This is a genomic window from Bacteroides sp. f07 (assembly GCF_042854785.1).
GTDB lineage: Bacteria > Bacteroidota > Bacteroidia > Bacteroidales > Bacteroidaceae > Bacteroides.
Genome location: NZ_BAABXI010000001.1, coordinates 2,065,076 through 2,087,607, shown reverse-complemented (window position 1 = coordinate 2,087,607; position 22,532 = coordinate 2,065,076). Strand labels below are relative to the sequence as shown.

17 protein-coding genes and 1 pseudogene are annotated in these 22,532 nt (G+C 44.0%); 5 read left to right on the top strand and 13 right to left on the bottom strand.

The window, feature by feature from the left end:
• The first annotated feature begins 1 nt into the window (after window position 1).
• Together ACGHVY_RS08410 and ACGHVY_RS08405 are read left to right on the top strand one after the other, a co-directional pair.
• Window positions 2–898, top strand: a complete 897-nt coding sequence (locus tag ACGHVY_RS08410; RefSeq protein ID WP_390598369.1) for a F0F1 ATP synthase subunit gamma — start codon at window positions 2–4, stop codon at window positions 896–898.
• 190 nt (window positions 899–1,088) lie between these two features.
• Entirely contained in the window at window positions 1,089–3,626 is a 2,538-nt protein-coding gene (locus ACGHVY_RS08405; protein WP_390598367.1) for a helix-turn-helix domain-containing protein, read from the top strand.
• 42 nt (window positions 3,627–3,668) lie between these two features.
• Here the strand turns inward: ACGHVY_RS08405 and ACGHVY_RS08400 are convergent, their stop codons facing one another.
• From ACGHVY_RS08400 to ACGHVY_RS08385, 4 genes are all read right to left on the bottom strand, one after another.
• Window positions 3,669–4,586, bottom strand: coding sequence for an SDR family oxidoreductase (locus tag ACGHVY_RS08400; RefSeq protein ID WP_390598365.1), 918 nt, complete (start codon window positions 4,584–4,586; stop codon window positions 3,669–3,671).
• Window positions 4,587–4,618: 32 nt separating this feature from the next.
• The gene (locus ACGHVY_RS08395) at window positions 4,619–5,893 is read right to left on the bottom strand and encodes a clostripain-related cysteine peptidase (protein ID WP_390598363.1); all 1,275 of its coding nucleotides are present in this window, start codon (window positions 5,891–5,893) and stop codon (window positions 4,619–4,621) included.
• Window positions 5,894–6,282: 389 nt separating this feature from the next.
• Window positions 6,283–7,182: a helix-turn-helix domain-containing protein gene (locus ACGHVY_RS08390; protein WP_390598361.1), complete on the bottom strand. Its 900-nt coding sequence runs from the start codon at window positions 7,180–7,182 to the stop codon at window positions 6,283–6,285.
• A gap of 35 nt (window positions 7,183–7,217) precedes the next feature.
• Window positions 7,218–8,120 carry a helix-turn-helix domain-containing protein gene (locus ACGHVY_RS08385; protein ID WP_390598359.1) on the bottom strand — a complete coding sequence of 301 codons (903 nt, stop codon included), beginning with the start codon at window positions 8,118–8,120 and terminating at the stop codon, window positions 7,218–7,220.
• 169 nt (window positions 8,121–8,289) lie between these two features.
• On the opposite strand from ACGHVY_RS08385, the gene ACGHVY_RS08380 reads away from it, so the two are divergent.
• A complete protein-coding gene (locus ACGHVY_RS08380; protein ID WP_390598357.1) occupies window positions 8,290–9,312 on the top strand; it encodes an SDR family oxidoreductase in 1,023 nt (340 codons plus the stop codon).
• A 25-nt stretch (window positions 9,313–9,337) separates the two neighbouring features.
• On the opposite strand, the gene ACGHVY_RS08375 is transcribed toward ACGHVY_RS08380, so the two are convergent.
• The 4 genes from ACGHVY_RS08375 to ACGHVY_RS08360 all read right to left on the bottom strand — a co-directional run bounded on the left by ACGHVY_RS08375 (window position 9,338) and on the right by ACGHVY_RS08360 (window position 12,125).
• Window positions 9,338–9,871: an occludin gene (locus ACGHVY_RS08375; RefSeq protein ID WP_167965343.1), complete on the bottom strand. Its 534-nt coding sequence runs from the start codon at window positions 9,869–9,871 to the stop codon at window positions 9,338–9,340.
• 116 nt (window positions 9,872–9,987) lie between these two features.
• The gene (locus ACGHVY_RS08370) at window positions 9,988–10,140 is read right to left on the bottom strand and encodes a hypothetical protein (protein WP_390599695.1); all 153 of its coding nucleotides are present in this window, start codon (window positions 10,138–10,140) and stop codon (window positions 9,988–9,990) included.
• A 159-nt stretch (window positions 10,141–10,299) separates the two neighbouring features.
• Complete coding sequence (locus ACGHVY_RS08365; RefSeq protein ID WP_390598355.1) at window positions 10,300–11,001, bottom strand: epoxyqueuosine reductase; 702 nt, start codon at window positions 10,999–11,001, stop codon at window positions 10,300–10,302.
• Window positions 10,998–12,125 (bottom strand): GyrI-like domain-containing protein, encoded by a 1,128-nt coding sequence (locus ACGHVY_RS08360; RefSeq protein WP_390598353.1) that lies wholly within the window; start codon window positions 12,123–12,125, stop codon window positions 10,998–11,000. The genes ACGHVY_RS08365 and ACGHVY_RS08360 overlap by 4 nt, the downstream gene beginning before the upstream one ends.
• Before the next feature lie 262 nt (window positions 12,126–12,387).
• Between ACGHVY_RS08360 and ACGHVY_RS08355 the strand changes: the two are divergent.
• Window positions 12,388–14,303, top strand: a pseudogene (locus tag ACGHVY_RS08355) (outer membrane beta-barrel family protein).
• A 2-nt stretch (window positions 14,304–14,305) separates the two neighbouring features.
• Here the strand turns inward: ACGHVY_RS08355 and aspD are convergent.
• Window positions 14,306–15,949, bottom strand: a complete 1,644-nt coding sequence (gene aspD / locus ACGHVY_RS08350; protein ID WP_390598351.1) for an aspartate 4-decarboxylase — start codon at window positions 15,947–15,949, stop codon at window positions 14,306–14,308.
• 51 nt (window positions 15,950–16,000) lie between these two features.
• Window positions 16,001–17,695: an aspartate-alanine antiporter gene (aspT, locus tag ACGHVY_RS08345; RefSeq protein ID WP_390598349.1), complete on the bottom strand. Its 1,695-nt coding sequence runs from the start codon at window positions 17,693–17,695 to the stop codon at window positions 16,001–16,003.
• Window positions 17,696–17,811: 116 nt separating this feature from the next.
• Here aspT and ACGHVY_RS08340 point away from each other — a divergent pair, with 116 nt between their 5' ends.
• On the top strand, window positions 17,812–19,479 hold the full coding sequence (locus tag ACGHVY_RS08340; protein WP_390598347.1) for a formate--tetrahydrofolate ligase: 1,668 nt from the start codon (window positions 17,812–17,814) through the stop codon (window positions 19,477–19,479).
• Between the two features lie 320 nt (window positions 19,480–19,799).
• Here ACGHVY_RS08340 and glyA read toward each other — a convergent pair whose 3' ends face one another.
• The 3 genes from glyA to ACGHVY_RS08325 all read right to left on the bottom strand — a co-directional run bounded on the left by glyA (window position 19,800) and on the right by ACGHVY_RS08325 (window position 22,520).
• Window positions 19,800–21,080 carry a serine hydroxymethyltransferase gene (gene glyA, locus ACGHVY_RS08335; protein ID WP_308746115.1) on the bottom strand — a complete coding sequence of 427 codons (1,281 nt, stop codon included), beginning with the start codon at window positions 21,078–21,080 and terminating at the stop codon, window positions 19,800–19,802.
• A 135-nt stretch (window positions 21,081–21,215) separates the two neighbouring features.
• Window positions 21,216–21,947, bottom strand: coding sequence for a porin family protein (locus tag ACGHVY_RS08330; protein WP_308746116.1), 732 nt, complete (start codon window positions 21,945–21,947; stop codon window positions 21,216–21,218).
• Window positions 21,948–21,953: 6 nt separating this feature from the next.
• On the bottom strand, window positions 21,954–22,520 hold the full coding sequence (locus ACGHVY_RS08325) for a flavin reductase family protein (RefSeq protein ID WP_390598344.1): 567 nt from the start codon (window positions 22,518–22,520) through the stop codon (window positions 21,954–21,956).
• Window positions 22,521–22,532: the final 12 nt, after the last annotated feature.

Below are 22,532 nucleotides of genomic sequence, written 5' to 3'. Positions count from 1 at the left end.
CATGGCTTCACTGAAAGAAGTAAAAACCAGAATAAATTCGGTAAAAAGTACCCGAAAGATCACTTCAGCAATGAAGATGGTGGCTTCTGCCAAATTACACAAGGCACAAGGAGCCATTGAGAATATGCTGCCTTATCAGAAGAAGTTGAACAAGATTCTAACTAACTTCCTGAGTGCGGACCTCCCAGTCGAGTCTCCTTATGTGAAGGAACGCGAAGTGAAACGTGTGGCAATTGTCGTTTTCTCTTCGAATACCTCTCTTTGTGGTGCTTTCAATGCCAATGTCATCAAAATGTTATTGCAAACGATTGGTGAGTATCGTACTTTGGGACAAGATAATATCTTGATTTTCCCAATAGGAAAAAAGGTCGATGAAGCCGTGAAACGTATGGGATTCCAACCGCAGGAAACCGCTCCCACACTTTCCGACAAACCGACTTATCGGGAGGCTTCCGATTTGGCGCATCGCCTGATGGCGATGTATGTGTCCGGAGAGGTGGATCGTGTAGAAATCATCTATCATCATTTCAAATCAATGGGCTTGCAGATTCTTCTTCGTGAAATGTATCTCCCTATTGACCTGACGCGTGTCATAGATGAAGAGGAACAAAAGGACAAAGAGGAAGTGGAAGATCATGAAATAGCAAACGACTATATCATCGAACCTAATGCCGAAGAACTGATTGCCAATCTGATTCCAACGGTATTGAGCCAAAAAATGTTTACCGCAGCCGTTGATTCGAATACATCGGAGCATGCTGCACGTACATTGGCTATGCAGGTAGCTACGGATAATGCAAACGAGTTGATCCAGGATTTGACGAAGCAATATAATAAGAGCCGTCAGCAAGCGATTACGAATGAATTGCTGGATATAGTAGGCGGTTCGATGAAATAATTTATACTATTTCCGGCTTGCTATAAAGAGTGGTAAAACTCCTTTATGATTTTGCAGGCACGGATTACACGGAATTTACGGTTCTAATAGGATGAAACCGTGCTATTCGTGTAGTCCGTGCTTGTTTTTTTGTATTTAGATTTCAGTGGTTGGAATCTATTCAGTAACTTTACCGAAAATTTTAGGAAACATGGAAAATAATCCTGAACTGCAACTAGCTTGGCAGTTCATTGAAAATACAGGCACACACCTGTTTCTTACCGGAAAAGCCGGAACAGGAAAAACTACATTTTTAAGACGATTGAGAGAGCATACCCCCAAACGCATGGTCGTATTGGCTCCTACGGGTATAGCGGCTATTAACGCTGGGGGAGTGACGATTCATTCTTTTTTCCAGTTATCTTTTGCACCGTTCGTGCCGGATACAACTCTTAACTCGGCACAGATGCACTACCGTTTTAATAAGGAGAAACGTAACATCATCCGGAGCATGGATTTGCTTGTGATTGATGAAATCAGTATGGTACGTGCGGATTTGCTGGATGCGGTGGACGCGACTTTGCGGCGTTATCGTGACCGTGAGAAACCATTCGGTGGGGTACAGTTGTTGATGATTGGAGATTTACAGCAGTTGGCGCCTGTTGTGAAAGACAGTGAGTGGGAGTTGTTGCGGCGTTATTACGAAACGCCCTATTTCTTTGCCAGCCATGCGTTGAGGGAAACTGTCTATATGACGATTGAACTGGAAAAGGTGTATCGTCAGAGCGATACTTATTTTCTTTCTCTGTTGAATAAGATACGGGAGAACAAGGCGGATGATGAAGTCTTGAATGCGTTGAACAAGCGGTATCAGCGAGGTTTCCAGCCCTCCAAAGAAGAAGGATATATCCGTCTGACGACACATAATAATCAGGCACAGCAGGTCAACGACCGTGAGTTGGCATCTTTGCCTGGGAAGGCTTACAGTTTCCGTGCTGAGGTGAAAGACGAATTTCCCGAATATTCCTATCCTGCGGATAAAGTTCTCACAGTCAAGGAAGGTGCGCAAATCATGTTCCTCAAGAATGATGTTTCTTCCGAAAAACGGTATTATAACGGTATGATTGGAGAAGTGGTAACTGTCAATGAAACGGGGATGTTTGTACGTGGAAAGGATAGCGAACATGAGTTTCAACTGCTGCAGGAAGAATGGGGGAATTACAAATACGTATTGAACGAGGAGACGAAAGAAATTACAGAGGAGATAGCGGGAGTATTCCGCCAGTATCCTATTCGTCTGGCTTGGGCTATTACGATTCATAAGAGCCAGGGATTGACGTTTGAGCGTGCCATTATTGATGCGCGTAATTCTTTTGCGCATGGGCAGACTTACGTGGCTTTGAGCCGCTGCAAGACTTTGGAAGGAATGGTATTGGAATCTCCTTTGCGCCGGGAAGCCATCATTAGTGACAGTATTGTCGATAATTTCACAAAGGGAGTGGAGCAAAATAAGCCGGGAAGCAAGCAGTTGAATGATATGCAGAAGGCTTATTTCTTTGATTTGTTGAGCGATTTGTTTAACTTCTATGCTATCGAACAGGCTTATAAACGGCTGCTCCGTATGATGGATGAAGACCTTTACAGACTCTTTCCGAAGCAACTTGCCGACTACAAGGCATTGGAACCCCACATCAAGGAAAGGATAGTGGAAGTTGCCCATCGTTTCCGTAACCAATATACCCGATTGATAAACGAGAGCGAAGATTATGCCGGAAATCAGGAGTTGCAGGAACGTATCCGTTCCGGTGCCGGATATTTTCGTAGAGAGTTGAAACCGGTTCGTGCCTTGTTCGATAAGACTAATATGCCTCTTGACAATAGGGAATTGAGGAAGCAACTGAATGAACGTCTGCAAACACTGGATGATGCGTTGTGGATTAAGGAATCCTTATTGGGTATCATATGTACGTCAAGTTTCACCGTTTCTGATTATCTGAAGCAGAAAGCGAAGGTAATGTTAAGCCTCGAAGGGGATTCTTCGACTTCTGCTTCGTCTTCCAAAGCTCCGAGAGAGAGAAAAGAACGGAAAGAACGTGCGGCAAGCACTCGTTCCGGGAAGGTGAAAGTGGATGTTCCTACAGATATTATGCATCCGGAACTTTATCGTACTTTGGCGGAATGGAGAATGGAAAAGACGCGTGAAGCCAATGTGCCTGCGTATGTCATTATGCAGCAGAAGGCATTGATGGGAATTGTGAACCTATTGCCGGATACTCCGCAAGCATTGGAAGCCGTGCCTTATTTCGGAGCGAAAGGCGTGGAGAAATATGGACTTGAAATTTTGGGGATTGTTCGTAAGTATATGAAAGAAAATCAACTGGAACGGCCGGAAATCAAGGAGATATTTATTTCAGCGAAGGAACATAAGAAAAAGGAAGAAAAAAAAGAACCTAAGAAAGAAACGAAACAGGTGAGCTATGAAATGTTCTGCCGGGGGATGAGCATAGAGGAAATAGCTAAAACGCGTGATTTGGTGACGGGGACGATCGCTACCCATCTGGAGTACTATGTCCGTGAGGGAAAGATAAAGCTGGAGCAAGTAGTGCCGGCGGAAAAGATAGAAAAAATTCGCCGTTATCAGCAGAAGAAAGAGAATCTTGGAGTGGTGGGAATAAAGGCGGCATTAGGAGATGAGGTCTCCTATGCCGATATAAAGTTTGTATTCGCAGCCAACGACGTCCGACGTTGATTCAATAGAAAACATATTGTATAAATTCTGTGTTTCCAAGTATTATATATTTTCCCAATCCATGAGCACTTCTTTGAGTTTTCGTGGATTATATCCGAGTATTGTCTGTGCTTTCCCGATACTCATTCCACTGAAACGGGGGCGGGGAGTAGACTCCTGCATCTCTTCCGTGGTAGCGGGATGGATAAGTGAGCGGTCTAGCTTCATATGGTCTGCTACTTGGAAGGCAATCTCTGCGATAGTCAGACATTCGTCGCCACAAATATGAAAGATTCCGTTGGTTGTATTTTCTATCAGGAGTTGTATTCCGTTTGATACATCTCCAACGTAAGTCGGAGTTCTCCACTGATTAGACACAACGCGAATCTCCTGTCCGGCTTTCAAACGGTTCATCACTAATTGGACGATATTTCCATGCTGTCCCGGTAGTGCCTTCCCATATACAATTTCTACACGGGCAATGGCATAGTTGCTGCAAATTTCAGCAACCTTTTCTTCCCCTTTCCACTTGGTAAATCCATAATAGTTCACGGGAGCAGGAGCATCTTCTTCCGTATATAATTGCCCTGTATTCTCATCTATCTTGCCGTCGAAGACGAAATCGGTAGACAGATGGATGAAGCGGCTCTTATATTCTTCGCATAGGCGTGCCAGTTGCTCTACTGCCGTAACATTAGTAAGATAAGCCTCTTCATGGTGTGTTTCGCAATAATCGGGGACAGATAAAGCGGAACAGTTGACAACAACTTCGGGACATACCTTTTTGAAAAGGTCTTTAACAGCCACTTCATCCCGTATATCAGTTTCAATGAAATGATAGCTTTTTGTATTCTCCGAAGTTGGGAGAATATCCGGGTGCAGAGAGCATCCGGTCACGTTATATTGCTTGTGAATGGATAAGTCGTTCAGTAACTGGCGTCCGGTGAATCCGTTGGCACCGATGATTAGTATATTTCTCATAAATTCTTTTATTCTGCTAGTTCTCTGTTATTTTAATGAGTGGCTGTATACCAGCCTGTTTCATTCTTTTTGGCAGCTTCCGGGCTGATACTCGGGTCGGAAATAGTGATACCGGAGAAAGTCTCTATTTTCACTCTGCCTTTACTCATTGAATAGTAATAGTCTGTATTTCTTTTGAATGGAACAGTTCGTTCCAACTGTTCCTTAAATTGAGCTAATAACTCCTGGTCGGAACATAACTTTGAGACGTAATCCCCGCAATCAAAGAATATGACGGGAGAGTAACCGTCTAATCTTTGCAGTGAACTGGTTAGTGACGTATCAAACGTAAACCGGCTATTTATTTCTTTCATTATAGCTGCCAGATTATCCATTTCCGAACAATCGGTAACGGCAAGCGTTCCGCATGGCATAGTGCTGTAATTTGAATAAAAAGCATAGAACCCGTCGCAAACTTCTTTGTAATTGACTTCTCCTATTAAATACTGCCCGATTTCAGCATAAGGCATCCCGTATGCCATAACTTCACTGGTAGACGCAATCAGATGCTCCGTTACCTCTTTGAGGTCGTGAGCCACCTCCACGCCCGACATATAGCAGTCGTCAAAAAGTATATACTCCATTTTCAGACCGACGTTGGATATTCCTTTGGCAAGCGTGGTTAAATCCGTCTGATATTCGGGAGCTAACCCACCGAATAAACGTGTCATAGGCACATTCTCGTATTCCCAATGTCTCTTTCCGATACTGAAACTGCTGCGGGCTTTGACATTCGATACAGGTATCCATCCCAAACCATGACACCCGATAATCATTGCATATCGTTTGGCAGGGGTATAGTCTTGAACATCGTCCAAAATAGAAGCAATGCCTTCCGCTGTTGTATATGTAGGACTCGGATAATCATAGTATTTATAAGTTTTCCGTACAGCTTTCCCGTCCTCATAAACAAGTTCAAAGAGAGCCGCCTCTGTTGCTTTGGTACACATGAATACGATAATCCGTTCGTTCTTCAGTACATTCGTTGCAACAACCTTTTCCAAATCGATGATATTCTGTTTGAAGTTATCAGTAAGATTAGTAGACCAGGGAAGATACATAAATACCGTCTGTTCATTGTTCGGACGTATAATCGGTTCGCTAAGTCCGGAATCTGCCGGGTCGTCATCACCCGGAGTATCTGTTTGCCTGGTATTCGGTGCTGTGGAAACCGGCTCTTCTTTCTCACACGAAATCATGCTAAAAGAAAGAAGTAGCATGAAAAGAACTGATTGTACTAATCTATAATATTTCTGCATTGTTTCCATTATTCTACGGAGATTAAATTATCTTTTTATATATAACGTAAAAAGAGAACTTTTTGATTTTCCTTATCGAGAGAAATTAGGTTTGACAGGCATCTCTCTCCTTTTGCAAAGTTACTGAAAATTAGGGGAATTTTCACTATTGGGCATAAAAAAAGGAGCAACGCCTTGCTCCAACCTTTGTTAACCTTAAATCTAATACTATGAAAAACACATTGCAAAGGTACGCACTTTTGCGAAATCTGCAAATAATCCAAGAAAAAAAGTATGTTTCATAACATAGATTAAGAATTTGATATTTCAATTCAAATTTTATTAAGACTTTTTTCTCGTCTCGTAATGATTTGATAACACTTTATTGGGGGATGGGAATCCCTACTTGACAAACATCATCAATTAGGTATTCTGAATTCATTGGGCGAACAACCTGTGATTTTCTTGAACAGACGGCTGAAATATTGTGAATTGGAGAATCCCAGTTCCTCTGCAATTTGATTAAGTGGTTTATCGGTATTCTGCAACCAGTCTTTTGCAACTTCGAAACGCTTGAACTGGATATACTCATTGAATGATTTCCCTGTTTCATATATCAGCAGGTCATTGAGATATGCAGGTGATAAATGAAGAAATTTAGCGCAATATTCAGAGGAAAGCATACCGGTTGACTGAACTGCTTTCGTACTGATATGAGTATCTAGCAGGAGACTAAAATCTTTGATAATCTTCTTGTTAGCTCCATTGCGTGTGATAAACTGCCGTTCATAGAAACGGATGCAATAATCCAGCAACAGTTCAATGTATTTTGAAATGATTTTCTTGCTATGCCGGTCGATGCAGCGTTGGAGTTCCTGATTAATCTTCTCCAGAAACTCCAGGATAATCTGTTTTTCACGTTGCGAGATATGCAGCGCTTCTTCGGGGCGATAAGAGAAGAAGGTATAATTGTGTATGTTAAGCCCCAGGGGAGTGCCGCAAATCAGGTCGGGATGAAACGCCAGTATCCATCCCTTGGAAGGGAACCTCTTGTTATTCTCTTTCATGCTGATTGATGCTCCCGGAGTCAGGCACACAAGGGTTCCGTCCGAGAAATCATAGTACTGATGCCCGTATGCATAAGCTTCACATTTGCATTCACTCAATAGAAGCGTATAAAATCCGAATTTAATGTCCGTATGAGGAGATAAGTCCGCCTTTGAGAGGTCAATGACACTGACCAGCGGGTGCAATGTCTTGCTTCCCAGGCAACAATTACATTGATGCACAGTTCCTATCTTGAGTATTTTATCTCCCATGACGCTGATGTTCTCCTGTATCTATTATATACGTTTTAATTCAGTTGCTTATATTCATTCGGAGTATGTCCGACGTGTTTCTTAAATAGCCGGCTGAAATGTTGTGGATACTGGAATCCCAGTTCATAGGCTATCTGGCTGACCGTTTGCGTACCTTCTAATATCCGCTCTTTGGCAAGTTCAATGATTCGGCATTGGATATACTCCTGTGCAGTCTTACCCGTCTCCTTTTTTATCAGGTCACCAAAGTAATTGGGAGAAAGACATACCTTGTCCGCAAAGTATTTTACGGAAGGCAACCCTTCGGTCATTGCCGCCTGTCCCTGGAAATATTCATCCAGCAAATGTTCGAACCTTACGATAATATCTTTATTAGCCTGGTTGCGGGTGATAAACTGCCGTTCGTAGAAACGCATACAGTAATCGAGCAGCAGTTCGATGTTGCGCACGATAAGCTGCTTGCTATGTTTGTCAATAGCATGTTCTAGTTCGATTTGTATCTTATGTATGCAGTCCGTTACGATTTCCTTTTCCTGGTCGGACAAATGCAAGGCTTCACTTACCTCATAGGAAAAGAAAGAATAATTCTTGATATTCTGTCCCAGAGAAGTACCCCGGATTAAGTCGGGATGAAACAAGACGCCGATAGATTGGGTACGTACGGGTGCCTGCTTACGGTTATCTATTCCGATTACTTGCCCCGGAGCCATACAAACCACCGTCCCTTCCTGATAATCATAATATTTGCGACCGTATTTTAGGTCCCCGCATTTTGCGTCTTTCAGAAACAGAGAGTAGAATCCGATATTCATGTGATAGTATTCCACTGTCTTTGTTGCTTTTGAAAAGTCAATCACATTGACCAAAGGGTGCAAAGTCTCCAGCCCGAACAGTTGGTCGTACTGGTCAATAGTTTCAATTCTGTTAATTTCATCCATACGGCTTACAGTTTTATCTGTAGGCAAAGATAAGACATTTCGGAATATCTTCCCTACATCACATTTGCAAATCAGTAATATAGGTACAAGAATCAGTAATTTATATACAACCTTTGGAGTGAATGGCAGAATTAATATCTTTGTTCCAAGAATTTAAATACCAACTTTTATGAAAGCATTATTCATTGGTGGGACGGGTACGATTAGTACCGACGTCGTTGCGTTGGCGCAACAGAGAGGGTGGGAAATTACCCTTCTCAATCGTGGCTCGAAAAAGGTGCCGGAAGGAACCCGCAGTATCATTGCAGATATAAATGACGAAGAAACCGTGGCAAAAGCCATTGCAAATGAAAATTACGATGTAGTTGCCCAGTTCATAGGCTATACGGCAGAAGACGTCCAACGTGATATCCGTCTGTTTCGGAATAAGACAAAGCAATATATCTTTATCAGCAGCGCTTCTGCTTATCAGAAACCATTGGTTGATTACTGCATAACGGAAAGTACTCCTTTATCGAATTCCTATTGGCAATATTCACGAAATAAGATAGAAGCGGAAGAAGTACTGATGTCCGCTTATCGGTCGGATGGTTTTCCGGTGACTATTGTCCGTCCCAGCCACACTTATAACGGCACGAAACCGCCTGTCTGCGTGCATGGAAGCAAAGGCAACTGGCAGATTTTGAAACGTATCCTCGACGGGAAACCTGTGATTATCCCCGGTGACGGGACATCACTGTGGACATTGACACACTCCAAGGACTTTGCCAAAGGATATGTAGGCTTGATGGCAAATCCCCATGCCATAGGAAATGCCTTTCATATCACTACCGATGAAAGTATGACCTGGAACCAAATTTACCAAACGATTGCCGATACATTGGGAAAACCTTTGGACGCATTACATGTCCCTTCCGATTTCCTTGCCAGGCATGGAGAAAACTACGATTTCAAAGGCGAACTCTTAGGAGACAAAGCCTCTACTGTTGTCTTTGACAATTCGAAGATAAAGAGACTTGTGCCGGATTTTGTCTGTAATATATCAATGGCGGACGGTTTGCGGCAAGCCGTGCAATTTATGCTTGCTCATCCCGAAACTCAGACTCCCGATTTGGAATTTGACTCATGGTGTGACCGTATTGCTGATTCGATGCGTGCGGCGGACGAAGCCTTTTTAAAGAACTCGCGTTGATTTCAGCAAATTTATCAGCAGAAGATTAGTAGGGGACATTGCGCCCCTGCTGCACTTCAATCCGTATCCCGAAATTGCCATTAGCGGATTTGAGCTCGAATGCTCCCCGGAAATTATTCTTTTCCCAAGGCATAGCGCTCCGGTTAGGCACTCTCCAGCCGTCTTTATCATAATCTCCATACGTATTGATTCTCATTCCGTTTTTCAACTTGAAAGAGCCCATCTGCATGAACTGCGGAGAAGACGACAGCCCCCAACCATATCCGAAACCGGAGAAATAAGAGGAAGAAAATGCATCCGTAAATCCTTGTGAGTAAGTGGCATCCGTATTCAAACGGAATATCTGGTTGTAATCTTTGCTCATATCCGGCATGCTCAAATCAAACTTAGGCAGTTGCGGAGCGGTGACATTCATTAATCCCATATCCAGCAAAAAGCCGCCAAACTCCTTGATATTAGCCGAAGGAGCACGACGGATACTATCAGAAGGTATTTCCGACTGTGCGGATGCAAAACCGACCGACAATATCAACGAAAGAAATAGAATCAGTTTTTTCATCTTCGTAAAGGTTGATTTACGACAAAGATAGAATATTTCAGCCTGACTATCTGCTTTCGTTATATTTTCTTAGAGAAAAACTTATTAAGACAAGTCGGCATCATCCATATGCAGATTTAAGTAGCAATTAACTTATAACCGATTCCCCGCACATTGATTATCCCGGCATGCATCAAAGTCTGCGTGATAGGGTCGAACAGATAACTTCCTATTTCAAAGCGGTTGGAAGTCTTGTTTTCCGTGAATAAGAACGCCTTTCCCAGTAACATAAAGCCCTGTCAACCAATAAGTCTGGTAAACGAAGATTCCGGTTGGCGAGCAGATAACCAGTATGACAATATGTTTCAGTGGCAGTCTCATATGCACAAAGATAATGGGAAACTCTTATTCTTCCTCTCTTTGATAAGACTAAATAACATTGTGGGGATTCAGACAATATTCCTCTTCATATATGTTTGTGTTCTGGGACAATGCACAAGGCATTTCAAACAGGTACTGCATCCATGTATATTAACGATTTCATCTCTTGAAACAGCTTTACTCCAAATCTTACCTTTAAGGACTTTTCTCTCACAGATATTGATACAAGTAATACAATTTCCACATTTTGGAGATAGAGGTTCATACAATACCGTTTCCAGTGGAGCAGTAGTCAAAACCGTACCGAGACATTGTGCTGCGCCATATTCAGGGGTAATTAACAGATTGTTTTTTCCAATCCATCCTAATCCACCAAGTAGTGCAACGGTTTTATGGGGTAATACTGATTCTTTTGTTTCAAAATTGAATACATCATCGGCTAATAAAGCCGTATCGGATTGCGAAACGGCTTTATAGCTCTTCCCAATAATGAACTTGGCCAATTCGTCTGCTATTTCTCCCGCCTTATGTTCGGTTTGCGAATATTCATCATCGTCGAAATTGTAATTATCCGCTATCCGTGCTTGTACATAGTCGGGAATATTAAATACCGTTTTAACATATTCTGCGGTTAGCGGAAGTGCAAAAATAATGGCGTTCGGGAGTTGTCTGTTTTGCTTTTCGTCCAAATGCGATATGCTGACAAAGCGAATCAGTACTGCTCCTTGATTTTTTAATTTATTTTCTATCTCTTGGTTTAAGTATTTCATGTTTCTTTTTTTGTAATGGGAATATAAATATCAGTTATTAGCTCCGAAGCCGGAGTTTTTTCGGGAGTGTTGATATAAGTTTCAAAGGTGAACTGCTCCCGTAGGGTATAATCGCTTGTCGGCAACCAGTCAAGGTAAATATGGCGGTACACCTTATTCAGTTCATGATAAAACCCTTTGAAACGAAAGATTGCATATTCTCCCGCATGAATTTCATAAACGCCAAAGCCTTTCGGCGCTTCAAATGATTGCGGCAATGTTACCCCAATCATAAAACGGCACTGTTCTTCAGGCGTGATATACGGATAATCGAGAGTCAAGCTCACGTATTTACATCCTTTTGAAGATAATTCATATTTTTCGGAAAATTGTAGCAACTGTTTCCACAAAACAGAGTAGCTATGACTGACATTATTTGTTCTTTCCAATTTCAAGTATGCGATTCGGATACCAGATATTTTTTCAATACTTGGTTCAATTTGTATCGGATTTTTCCTTTCGGGATTGACGTTTGAATGCTTTTTGCGAAATTCCGGAATGGAACAATTGAAATAACTCTTGAATGCCCTCGAAAGTGTATGCTTGTTCTGATAATTGATTTGACCGAGAAGTTTCGGGACACTTACGTCAGTTGTTATTAGCTTAAATGCAATGTACTCTAATCTCAGTCGTTGAATGTACATTCCCATATTTTCGCCACAAACTGCTTTGAAAAGCCTGCGAAAATAATATTTGGAGATACCTGCAACATGCGATAGCTTTTCGGAATCAAGGTCGTCAAATAAATGGCGGTTGATATACTCCTGAACTCTTATAATCAAATCATATTGCACATGAGCCGTATTAATCTTTTGTTTCCATCTCTTGATATTCGGAAGTCGGTTGGACATTTCCGTTCTCAACTCTTCCGAAGTGAGATTGACTCCTGTCTCTTTATAATATTCTTCGGGGAAAAGCCCCCAAAGATAAATGAGATAATCCATTGAAAAATCATAGAGTTTAACTCCATTGTGCAAACAATAGTCGCAATATTCCACATTTTGGTTTGCCTCAAGATTTGTATAATCTATATCTAAAGGTATTCCACACGTCTGGCAGTATTTTGTTTCAGTATTGATTTTCATAAATATCCTGTTGTTATTTGGGTGCAAAGTTAATCAATAGATTGTGCTAAAGGTTACCATAAATAGCCTTCTTTTAAAAGAAAACAGGGAATACTTTAATAATTATAGATTCATTATTATTCAGTCTGTTATCAGTGTTATTATCAAATTCTTCTTTGTTTGGATAGTTGGCGATAACACTAAATAACACTAGATAACCCAACGATAACGCAAACTTCCGTTTTTTCTGCCGTATTTTGCAGTATAACAAAATAAATGCGATATGAAACGGATTAACATACTCTTCCTCTCTTTTTTCTGTACCTGGCTGCACGTAGCTGCGCAAGAAAGTAAACAGATGCAAGAACCTGCCGATAGCGTGAAAAATAGAGTCTACATAGATAGTTTATATCAGGAACTTCCCGAAGTGATGATTACCGGCGAACGCCCGATAGTGAAAGCAGAGCAGGGAAAATTAGTCTATGACGTTCCGAGACTGGTGGGTAACCTGCCCGTGGACAATGCCTACGATGCGGTCAAAAACCTATTAACCTGGTACTCGCTTCGGGCACGGGAAAAGAACCCTCTCTGCAAGGAGAACTTTATACAGCCTATGCACAAACACACTACGAATCTTTGGCAGAGCGTGGAAGTCTTCTCTATTCCGGACGTAAATTCTCTGCTGACCTTCTTTACTCTTACACTTACGACCGCGACCGGCGGGTGACGGACAAAGAAGCGCTTCACACGCTTGCCGACGGTTCGGTGCATCAAATGGATATGTACGATGTCACGCTTTCCCGTAATAACAACCATCAGATACGTTTCGGAATGGACTATAATTTAGCGGAAAATCATCTGTTAAGCCTGGTCTATACAACAGCCTTTACCGATTCCAAGCACTATGCCACCGTTGTCGGTGCACAGAACTCCGTAACCGATTCATACGGAGATAACCAGCTCCATAACGCGAAACTTGACTATCAGGCACCTTTCGGACTGAAAGCAGGCGCATCATTTACATACTACCGCTCTCCGGGCGAACAACTATTGAACAGCACCTTAGGAAATGAATCACTGAATTTCCTGAGCCGGGATAACCAACGAATCAATCAATGGCGATTCTACGCCGGACAAGAGCATACATTAGGCAAAGACTGGAGATTGAATTACGGTATGGCTTATACCACAGCCTTAGACAATAGCTCTCAAATGTATTACGACCCTCAAACAAACGACCTCTTACCGGACAATAACATGAAATCCCGCCGTCGTGAACAAACCCTGAACCTCTACGCAGGATTAAGCAAAAGTTTCGGTGAGAAACTTTCCGCCGATATTTCTTTAGCCGCAGAACTGTACCACACAAACATTTGGAATGAATGGAGCTTTTATCCCGTAGCCAATTTTACATACATGCCTGCTGCCGGACACGTCCTGCAACTATCATTGAGTAGCGACAAAGAATACCCTGAATACTGGAGTCTGCAAAACTCCACCTCTTACATGGGAGCCTACTCCGAAATCCAAGGAAATCCCCTGCTCAGACCTGCCACGAACTACGAAACCACTCTCAACTATATACTAAAAGGTAAATATGTCTTCTCCGCCTTTTATGGCTACACCAAAAATAAGGAAATGCAGACCCTCTACCAGTCGCCCGAACGCCTGGTGGAAATCTACAAATGCTTCAACTTTGACTTTTCAGAACAGGCGGGACTGGTAGCCGTAATTCCTTTCAAAATAAAAAAATGGCTGGATTCCCGAATCACCGCAATCGGTTTCCGCTATCGCCAGAAAGACAGCGATTTCTGGGACATTCCCTTCGACCGTAAGCTCTATACATTTGTGCTGACAATGAACAACACATTTATCCTCTCCACCAAACCCGATTTGAAATTTACCCTGACCGGCTTCTATCAGAACAAAGCCATACAAGGTATCTTCGACCTGCCCCGTTCGGGAAACCTGGACGCAGCGCTCCGCTATACCTTTGTGAAAGGAAAAGCGCAACTGACATTGAAATGTGATGATATATTCAATACTTCCACCATATCGACACGTGTCCACTACGGTCAGCAGAATGTTAACAATCATTATATGCGGACTACCCGTGCGTTCGGCATCTCCTTCAATTACAAATTCGGGGGATATAAAGAAAAAAAACGGGAAGAAATTGATACTTCCCGTTTTAAATAAACTTATGATAAGGATGCTTTCCACACCTCGGCGTACTCTTCCAACACCCGCTTGATACTCTGCCCGATTTTTACATAATCGGCTTCATTCAAATTGGCAAGTGAAACGCGGACGCTCCATTTCGGTCCGGCGAAACCGCCACCGTTCAGCAACACGAGTGAAGTCTCATTGGCGAGGCGGAACACTACATCCAACGGATTGTATGTCTTTTGCAGATAGGCAACGAAATCATCTCCATAGAATTTTTTCGCCCATACCAGCATATCTATTTCCGAATAGTATCCGGCACGCAGCGGGTCTTCCACCAGTGTAAAACCGGTATTATCCCATAACGCATGCAAGCGGCGATGGATAATTTCCTGCATCTTTGCCTTATAGCGGTCTTCCTTATCAAGTAGGGAGAATATAGCGAACAAACTCATCTGCATCTGTTGGGGCAGCGAAAGTCCAGCGGTATGATTCAGTGCAATTTGCCGGCTGTCAGCCACCATGCGGTCGATAAACTTCATCTTTTCCGGTTGCAAACTCAGACTGGAATAGCGCTTGTTCAAGATTGCCTTCTGCTCCGCCGACAGGCGGGCAATCATTTTGTCGTAGATGTTGTCTTCGTGTAGAGCAATAACTGCGTCTCTCCATCCCGTAGCTCCGAAATATTTGGAGAAAGAATAAACGCAAAGCGTATTATGCGGCAATTCTGCCATCAACGAACGGAAGTGCGGGATAAATGTCCCATACACATCATCTGTAATAATCATCAGGTTCGGATTGTCATTCTTTACGATGTTGACAATGCGTGCGGCAGTCTCCGCGCTGAGCGCATAACTGGGCGGATTGCTCGGATTGGTGATAAACAGTGCCTTGATTCGCGTATCTTTCAACTTATCAATATCCTCATCCTTATATTGCCATGTATGCAATCCGTCGGCGGTCATTTGGTCGGCAGATATTTCAGTGACATCAAATTGGTAACGCCGCAGTTGCGGAATCTCGATATAAGGTGTGAAAACCGGAATCATCAAAGCGATGGCATCTCCCTCATTCAACAGGAAATTCTCTTGCAGCGAATCGAACAGATAACACATGGCAGCCGTTCCCCCTTCGGTCGCGAAGAGGTCGCAAGTCCCTTTCGGTGGACGGCGGTCGCACATTTCCTGAGCCAGATAATCCTGTACGATGATTTCCGTAAAATGTAGGATACGGTCGGGCACGGGATACTGGTCACCGATAACAGATTCCGCCCATTCATGCACCAGCGTGTCCGGGTCGGCAGCGTGTTCCATCAGCATATAGTTGTATCCCTCTTTCAGCAGATTGGCTCCCGCCGCCTTTTCATTGTCTTTCAGGAAAGCCTCGAAGCGGGCGGCAATCCCTGCCTTTTGCGGAATACCGGCAATTCCTTCTTCCAGTGAGAACGCCCGTCGACATTCGCAAAGCCCGAATTGCCCCAGCAGGAAAAATGCTTCGCGTGGTTCGGTGGCAATCCAGTTCGGATTACCTCTTCCGGCATTCAGCATGGTATGTGCTATCTTTTTGATACTTTCATCCGCCATATCAATAAGCTTGTTTTTAAGCTCGAACGGGCTGATGGATTCCATTTTCCTGGCATAACTTTTGGTGATAGCCGGATTATTTGTTTTCTTTTCCATAATGATATTTATTTATTTATATATTTTCGAAATAGTTGATTGAATACAGAATTACATAAGCAGAACGATGACCACTCCCCAAATAATCAGCAATGTGTTGCCGACAGCATACGTCACAGTATATCCCAGGGCAGGCGTGTCACTTTCCACCGCATCCTGAATGGCACCTAGCGCAGCAGTTGTAGTACGTGCCCCCGCCGTGCATCCCAAAGACAGGGCAGGGTGGAACTTGAACAGATACCTTGCCATCAGCAACCCTGCAAGAAGAGGAATGGCTGTTGCCAGCGCACCGACGATGAACAGGCTGACACCCACTTCCTTGAATCCGGCTATAAAACTGGGACCTGCGGCAATGCCGACTACCGCGATAAACATATTCAATCCCACATTATTCAGTACCCATAAAGACGGTTCGGGGATACCACCGAAAGTAGGATGCTTGCTGCGCAGCCAACCGAATAGAAGTCCGGCAATCAATGCTCCGCCACTCGTCGAAAGACTGATGGGAACACCGCCCAAATGAATGGCAAGCGCGCCGAAAAGCCCGCCGAGCAGAATACCCAGCCCTACGAAAATCATATCCGTCTGATTGGTCGGACGGTCTACATATCCCATCTGTTTGGCAGCGGCTTCCACCTCATGCTTCATTCCCGTCAGTTCGAGAACATCTCCCGAATCTACCACTGTCTGCGCAAGCACGGGAACATTGATACCCGCACGCTTGATGCTGCGGATGCTGACACCGTGCATAAATTTCTGTGCCCGGATAGTCGCAATCTTTTCTCCTGCGAAAGTCCGGTGGGTAACCATTACCGGAAGAGTCTCCGCCGGAAAATCGAGCAACTGGGCGTCAATCACTTCCGGCCCAATCCAGTCTTCTTCACCGATAACGAATTCCCGTCGTCCGCTTAGTACGACTTCGTCTCCTGCATGAAGAATCATGTCGGCACTGACTTCCTTCACAACTCCTCGCTGGCGAACCCGCTCCACAAATAAACGTTTGTCTTTTTCGCTCAGATAAGTTTCCAGTTCGCTGACTTTTTTTCCTTTGCCGAACCACTTGTTCGTGATTTTATAGGCACGGAACACCACCGGACGAAGGGCGGGAGAGAAGCCGGGCTCATCAGCTTCCGAAGTCCCCATCTGAGCTTCCAGCTCCTTACAGTCAGCTTTCACTTTATCCAGTCCGCCGAGCATTTTCGGTCCGAGGGAAGCCAGAATCCATGCCGAGCCTGCCGTACCGAAAATATAAGTCACGGCGTAAGCCACCGGAATGGCATTGATATATGTAGCCTTCTGCGCATCGCTGATACCCAACTGATTGATAGTATCACTTGCTACGCCGATAACGGCGGATATTGTTTGTGACCCGGCCAGCAATCCGGCAGCTTCGCCCATATGATACCCCATGATTTTCGCAAGAATCCATGGCGCCACCAGGCTCACTATACACATCAGCACGGCGAATCCTACCTGCGGCAACCCATCCTTTTTCAGTCCGCGAAAGAACTGCGGTCCTACCTTATAGCCGACGGCGAACAAAAAGAGCAGAAAAAATACGGCCTTCATCGGACCGTCTACGGTAATGTTCAATTGTCCCACCAGTACTCCTACAAGAAGTACGCTGGTCACCGTACCTAAAGAAAACTTCCCTATTTTGAGCCTGCCCAACCAGAATCCCGCAAAGAGAGTGAGAAAAATGGCAAGCTCAGGGTGTACCCTTAGTTGATTAATAATCCATTCCATAATTAAGTTGTTGTTTAGGTTATGCTACTTACAACAGTTATTGTGCGGAAAGAGTTTGTTACTCGGCGCAGATTTGTTACTTTTGCATTTTCAAAATAAAACTAATCATATTCTGTATGAAATCAGACATAGAAATAGCTCGCAGCATTGAGCTGAAAAAAGTAAAGCAGGTTGCCGAAAGTATTGGAATTCCTCGCGAGGAGGTGGAAAATTATGGTCGCTATATCGCAAAGATTCCCGAACAACTGATTGATGAAGAGAAAGTAAAGAAAAGCAATCTCATCCTGGTGACTGCCATTACAGCCACTAAAGCGGGTATCGGCAAAACTACAGTATCTATCGGTCTTGCCTTGGGACTCAATAAAATAGGAAAGAAAGCGATTGTTGCGCTTCGCGAACCTTCTCTCGGCCCATGCTTCGGCATGAAGGGCGGAGCAGCCGGTGGCGGATACGCCCAGGTACTTCCGATGGACAAAATCAATCTTCACTTCACCGGAGACTTTCACGCCATTACCTCTGCACACAACATGATTTCCGCCCTGTTGGATAATTATCTTTATCAGAACCAGGCAAAAGGTTTCGGACTGAAAGAAATCCTCTGGCGCCGTGTACTCGATGTGAACGACCGTTCATTGCGTAGTATCGTTGTCGGCTTGGGACCGAAATCGAACGGCATCACACAAGAGTCCGGTTTCGACATTACGCCGGCCTCGGAGATTATGGCAATTCTTTGTCTTTCGAAAGATGTGAGCGACTTGCGCCGTCGTATCGAAAATATCCTGCTCGGATTCACTTACGATGACAAGCCTTTCACAGTCAAAGACCTGGGAGTAGCAGGGGCCATCACCGTATTGCTGAAAGATGCTATCCACCCCAATCTCGTCCAGACCACTGAAGGTACTGCCGCTTTCGTACACGGCGGACCGTTTGCCAATATCGCTCATGGTTGCAACTCTATCCTGGCTACCAAGCTGGCAATGTCTTTTGGTGACTACGTAATCACAGAAGCCGGATTCGGCGCTGACCTCGGTGCGGAAAAGTTCTATAATATCAAATGCCGTAAAAGCGGGCTCCAACCGCGACTGACAGTAATCGTTGCTACTGCGCAAGGACTGAAGATGCATGGTGGCGTCAGTCTCGACCGCATCAAGGAGCCGAACATGGAAGGATTGAAAGAAGGATTGCGCAACCTTGACAAGCACGTCCGCAATCTCCGTTCTTTCGGGCAGACAGTGATTGTAGCTTTTAATAAGTTCGCTACCGATACAGACGAAGAGATGGAACTGCTTCGCGAACATTGTGAGCAACTGGGTGTGGGCTTTGCCATCAACAACGCCTTCAGTAAAGGCGGAGAGGGGGCAGTGGATATGGCTCGCCTGGTAGTGGATACCATCGAAAATAAACCCTCCGAATCTCTGCGTTATACATACAAAGAAGAGGACAGTATCGAGCAGAAGATTGAGAAAGTGGCTACCAATATCTATGGTGCGAGTGTCATTACTTACAGCAGCATTGCCCGCAACCGTATCAAGCTGATTGAGAAAATGGGAATTACCCACTATCCCGTCTGCATTGCCAAAACACAATACTCATTCTCTGCCGACCCAAAAATTTATGGTGCAGTGAACAATTTCGAATTCCACATCAAGGATATAGTTATCAATAACGGTGCGGAAATGATTGTAGCGATAGCAGGGGAAATCCTCCGTATGCCGGGACTTCCGAAAGAGCCGCAGGCATTGCATATCGACATTGTGGATGGAGAAATTGAAGGGCTGAGTTAAGGTGTATCAATAATAAATTTCCCGATAATACATGGTAAATCCCCGTCTTTCCTTATAAATCAATAGGGAAAGACGGGGATGCTAGTATATAGAGTCCGGTACATTTTTTTACATCTCTTCCGATGTACCGTACGATTTTTTGTTGAAGAGATATTTTAGATCCTTTTTGTGATAAGAACAACGGTTTTCGGGACAGATAGTTCGAAAAGTAGAGTTAATAAATATAAAGAAAACAGGTCTGTCTCTTTTCATAAAGGACAGACCTGAATGCAATTTTTATTCAGATAGCCAAAGCTATCAATTAAAAAACAAATTATTTCTTAATAAGCAAACAGAGGATATTTCTTCATTGTTTCGTTGACACGTGCACGAACTTGTGCGATAACCTCTTCATTTTCTACGTTAGACAATACAGTCTCAATCATTTCAGCGATTTCGAGCATCAGGTCTTCCTTAGCTCCACGGGTTGTGATAGCGGGAGTACCCAGACGGATACCGGAAGTCTGGAAAGCTGAACGGCTGTCAAACGGAACCATGTTTTTGTTAACGGTAATATCAGCGGAAACCAATGCCTTTTCCGCTACTTTACCTGTCAAATCCGGATATTTGCTACGCAGGTCTACCAGCATGGAGTGGTTGTCAGTACCACCGGAAACGATGGTAAAGCCACGGTCTACGAGAGCCTGTGCAAGTACAGCCGCATTTTTCTGTACCTGTTTAGCGTATTCTTTGAATTCAGGTTGCAGGATTTCACCGAAAGCTACTGCCTTGGCAGCAATCACGTGTTCCAGCGGTCCGCCTTGGATACCGGGGAATACGGCTGAATCCAGCAATTGAGACATCATTTTGATTTCACCCTTCGGAGTTTTCTTGCCCCATGGATTGGGGAAGTCCTTACCCATCATGATGACACCACCACGAGGTCCGCGAAGTGTTTTATGTGTAGTAGAAGTGACGATGTGTGCATATTTAACCGGGTTCTCGAGTACTCCGGCAGCAATCAGACCGGCAGGGTGAGCCATATCGATCATCAGGATAGCGCCTACCTTGTCAGCGATTTCGCGCATACGCTTGTAATCCCATTCGCGGGAGTAAGCGGAACCGCCGCCGATAATCATTTTCGGTTTCTCACGCAGAGCGACTTCTTCCATCTGGTCGTAGTCAACGCGTCCTGTTTCCTTGTTCAGGTTATATTCGCAAGGAGTATAGATGATACCTGAAGTGTTCACCAGTGAACCGTGAGAAAGGTGTCCGCCGTGTGCAAGATTCAATCCCATGAATTTGTCGCCCGGATTCAGGACAGCCAGGAAGACAGCAGCGTTAGCTTGTGCTCCAGAGTGCGGCTGTACGTTTGCCCATTCGGCTCCGAAGATTTCTTTCAGACGGTCGATAGCGATTTGTTCGCTCTGGTCTACAACCTCACAACCACCATAATAGCGTTTGCCCGGATAACCTTCTGCGTACTTGTTAGTCAGACAAGAACCCATTGCCTGCATTACCTGGTCACTCACAAAGTTTTCTGATGCAATCAGCTCGATACCTTTCAGCTGACGTTGATGCTCTTTTTCGATGATGTCGAAAATTAAGTCGTCTCTTTTCATTCTTTTATAAGTAAGATTAAATTTCTAATTCGAGATACCTATTTTTAAGCGTACAAAGTTAATGAAAATAAATAAAAAATGAAGGAAGTGCAAGAAAAATGTTAGTAAAAGGCGGGATTTAATGATATTTTATCTCTAAAGGATGAATCCCAGCGAAAAACTTAGCGCACTGTCGCGGCGGCGGAAAGTGATGTGGCTGACTCCTGTACTGCCATCGGAATTGATATTATCATATACGATGGATTTGGATATATTTCCTACCCCCTGCTCATAGCGGAAATCGAAAAAGATACGGGATATATTGACGCCAACGCCGATTACTGCACTGATATTGAATGGATACAACTTTTCACGGATACCTTTCTGGTCGAAGTTCTTGAAAGTGATTTCATTATGCTTGCCCCATAAGTAACGGAGCTTCGGACCTGCAAAGATAGACATGCCGTATGGTCCTTTCTTCACCACATTGTATCCATAAAGAATAGGAAAGTCAATGCTGTGCAGCACAGACTGCACAGCAGCATAATCCGGTTCGATGGCGGGATGTTGCGACCCCAGCTTGTCAAAAGTAATCTCGCATTTGGTCACATTGTATGATACTTCCGGCTGGATGAAATGTTTTTTCATATTGATGCGCATAAAGAGAGCACCGAAATAGCCGATTTTATAGTTATTCTGCACCTCGTCAATTGTTACGTCCTTAATCTTCAATTCGGACACCATGAACATGGAAGAATTGAATCCCGCCTTGATCCCGAAATTTATTTTCCTTGTATTGGGGCGGTCTACCCTGTCAGAGTTATAATTCTGGGCGGAAGCCATGCAGGCTATAGCCAACGAACCGAGAAGAAGGATTTTGCGCAACATACTGATTTATTTTTTCTTTTCCACACTCCAGCCGAACTTGCCGATTTTTTCTCCCAAATCATAATATCCGCCATGTACATATACCAGCGGATTAGCTTCCGCCAGTTCGAACTTGCCGGTTTTGGGATTCAGATTCCGCTCGTCGGCACGTACATTCACTACATCCGCGATAAACATATCATGCGAGCCGAGAGAAACAATTTCCTTCACACGGCATTCGATGCAAAGGGGAGACTCTTCAATCAACGGTGCGTTCACTACGGTGCATCGTCCCGGAGTGAGCTTCATTTCTTCAAACTTATGATAATCGCGTCCCGAACGGACTCCGCACCAGTCGGTGGCGAAAGCCATGTCTTTTGTCGTCAGATTAATGACAAACTCCATATTCCGCTTGATAATCCCATAAGAATTCCGTTCCGGGCGTACGGATATATAACACATGGGCGGGTTCGTACAAATCGTACCCGTCCATGCCACAGTGATAATATTATATTCACTTTCTTCCTTTCCGCAACTGACCAGTACAGCCGGTAGCGGATAAATCATCGTTCCTGGTTTCCAGTCTTGTTTCACTTCTTTAATGGA

Bases quoted from the DNA above. Each gene is read 5' to 3' on its own strand.
- ACGHVY_RS08410 (WP_390598369.1), top strand. From the start codon at position 2: ATGGCTTCACTGAAAGAAGTAAAAACCAGAATAAATTCGGTAAAAAGT.
- ACGHVY_RS08400 (WP_390598365.1), bottom strand. From the start codon at position 4,586: ATGAGAAATATACTAATCATCGGTGCCAACGGATTCACCGGACGCCAG.
- ACGHVY_RS08370 (WP_390599695.1), bottom strand. From the start codon at position 10,140: ATGTTACTGGGAAAGGCGTTCTTATTCACGGAAAACAAGACTTCCAAC.
- ACGHVY_RS08360 (WP_390598353.1), bottom strand. From the start codon at position 12,125: ATGAAAATCAATACTGAAACAAAATACTGCCAGACGTGTGGAATACCT.
- ACGHVY_RS08395 (WP_390598363.1), bottom strand. From the start codon at position 5,893: ATGGAAACAATGCAGAAATATTATAGATTAGTACAATCAGTTCTTTTC.
- aspD (WP_390598351.1), bottom strand. From the start codon at position 15,949: ATGGAAAAGAAAACAAATAATCCGGCTATCACCAAAAGTTATGCCAGG.
- ACGHVY_RS08385 (WP_390598359.1), bottom strand. From the start codon at position 8,120: ATGGATGAAATTAACAGAATTGAAACTATTGACCAGTACGACCAACTG.
- ACGHVY_RS08340 (WP_390598347.1), top strand. From the start codon at position 17,812: ATGAAATCAGACATAGAAATAGCTCGCAGCATTGAGCTGAAAAAAGTA.
- ACGHVY_RS08365 (WP_390598355.1), bottom strand. From the start codon at position 11,001: ATGAAATACTTAAACCAAGAGATAGAAAATAAATTAAAAAATCAAGGA.
- ACGHVY_RS08405 (WP_390598367.1), top strand. From the start codon at position 1,089: ATGGAAAATAATCCTGAACTGCAACTAGCTTGGCAGTTCATTGAAAAT.
- aspT (WP_390598349.1), bottom strand. From the start codon at position 17,695: ATGGAATGGATTATTAATCAACTAAGGGTACACCCTGAGCTTGCCATT.
- ACGHVY_RS08390 (WP_390598361.1), bottom strand. From the start codon at position 7,182: ATGGGAGATAAAATACTCAAGATAGGAACTGTGCATCAATGTAATTGT.
- ACGHVY_RS08375 (WP_167965343.1), bottom strand. From the start codon at position 9,871: ATGAAAAAACTGATTCTATTTCTTTCGTTGATATTGTCGGTCGGTTTT.
- ACGHVY_RS08380 (WP_390598357.1), top strand. From the start codon at position 8,290: ATGAAAGCATTATTCATTGGTGGGACGGGTACGATTAGTACCGACGTC.
- glyA (WP_308746115.1), bottom strand. From the start codon at position 21,080: ATGAAAAGAGACGACTTAATTTTCGACATCATCGAAAAAGAGCATCAA.
- ACGHVY_RS08330 (WP_308746116.1), bottom strand. From the start codon at position 21,947: ATGTTGCGCAAAATCCTTCTTCTCGGTTCGTTGGCTATAGCCTGCATG.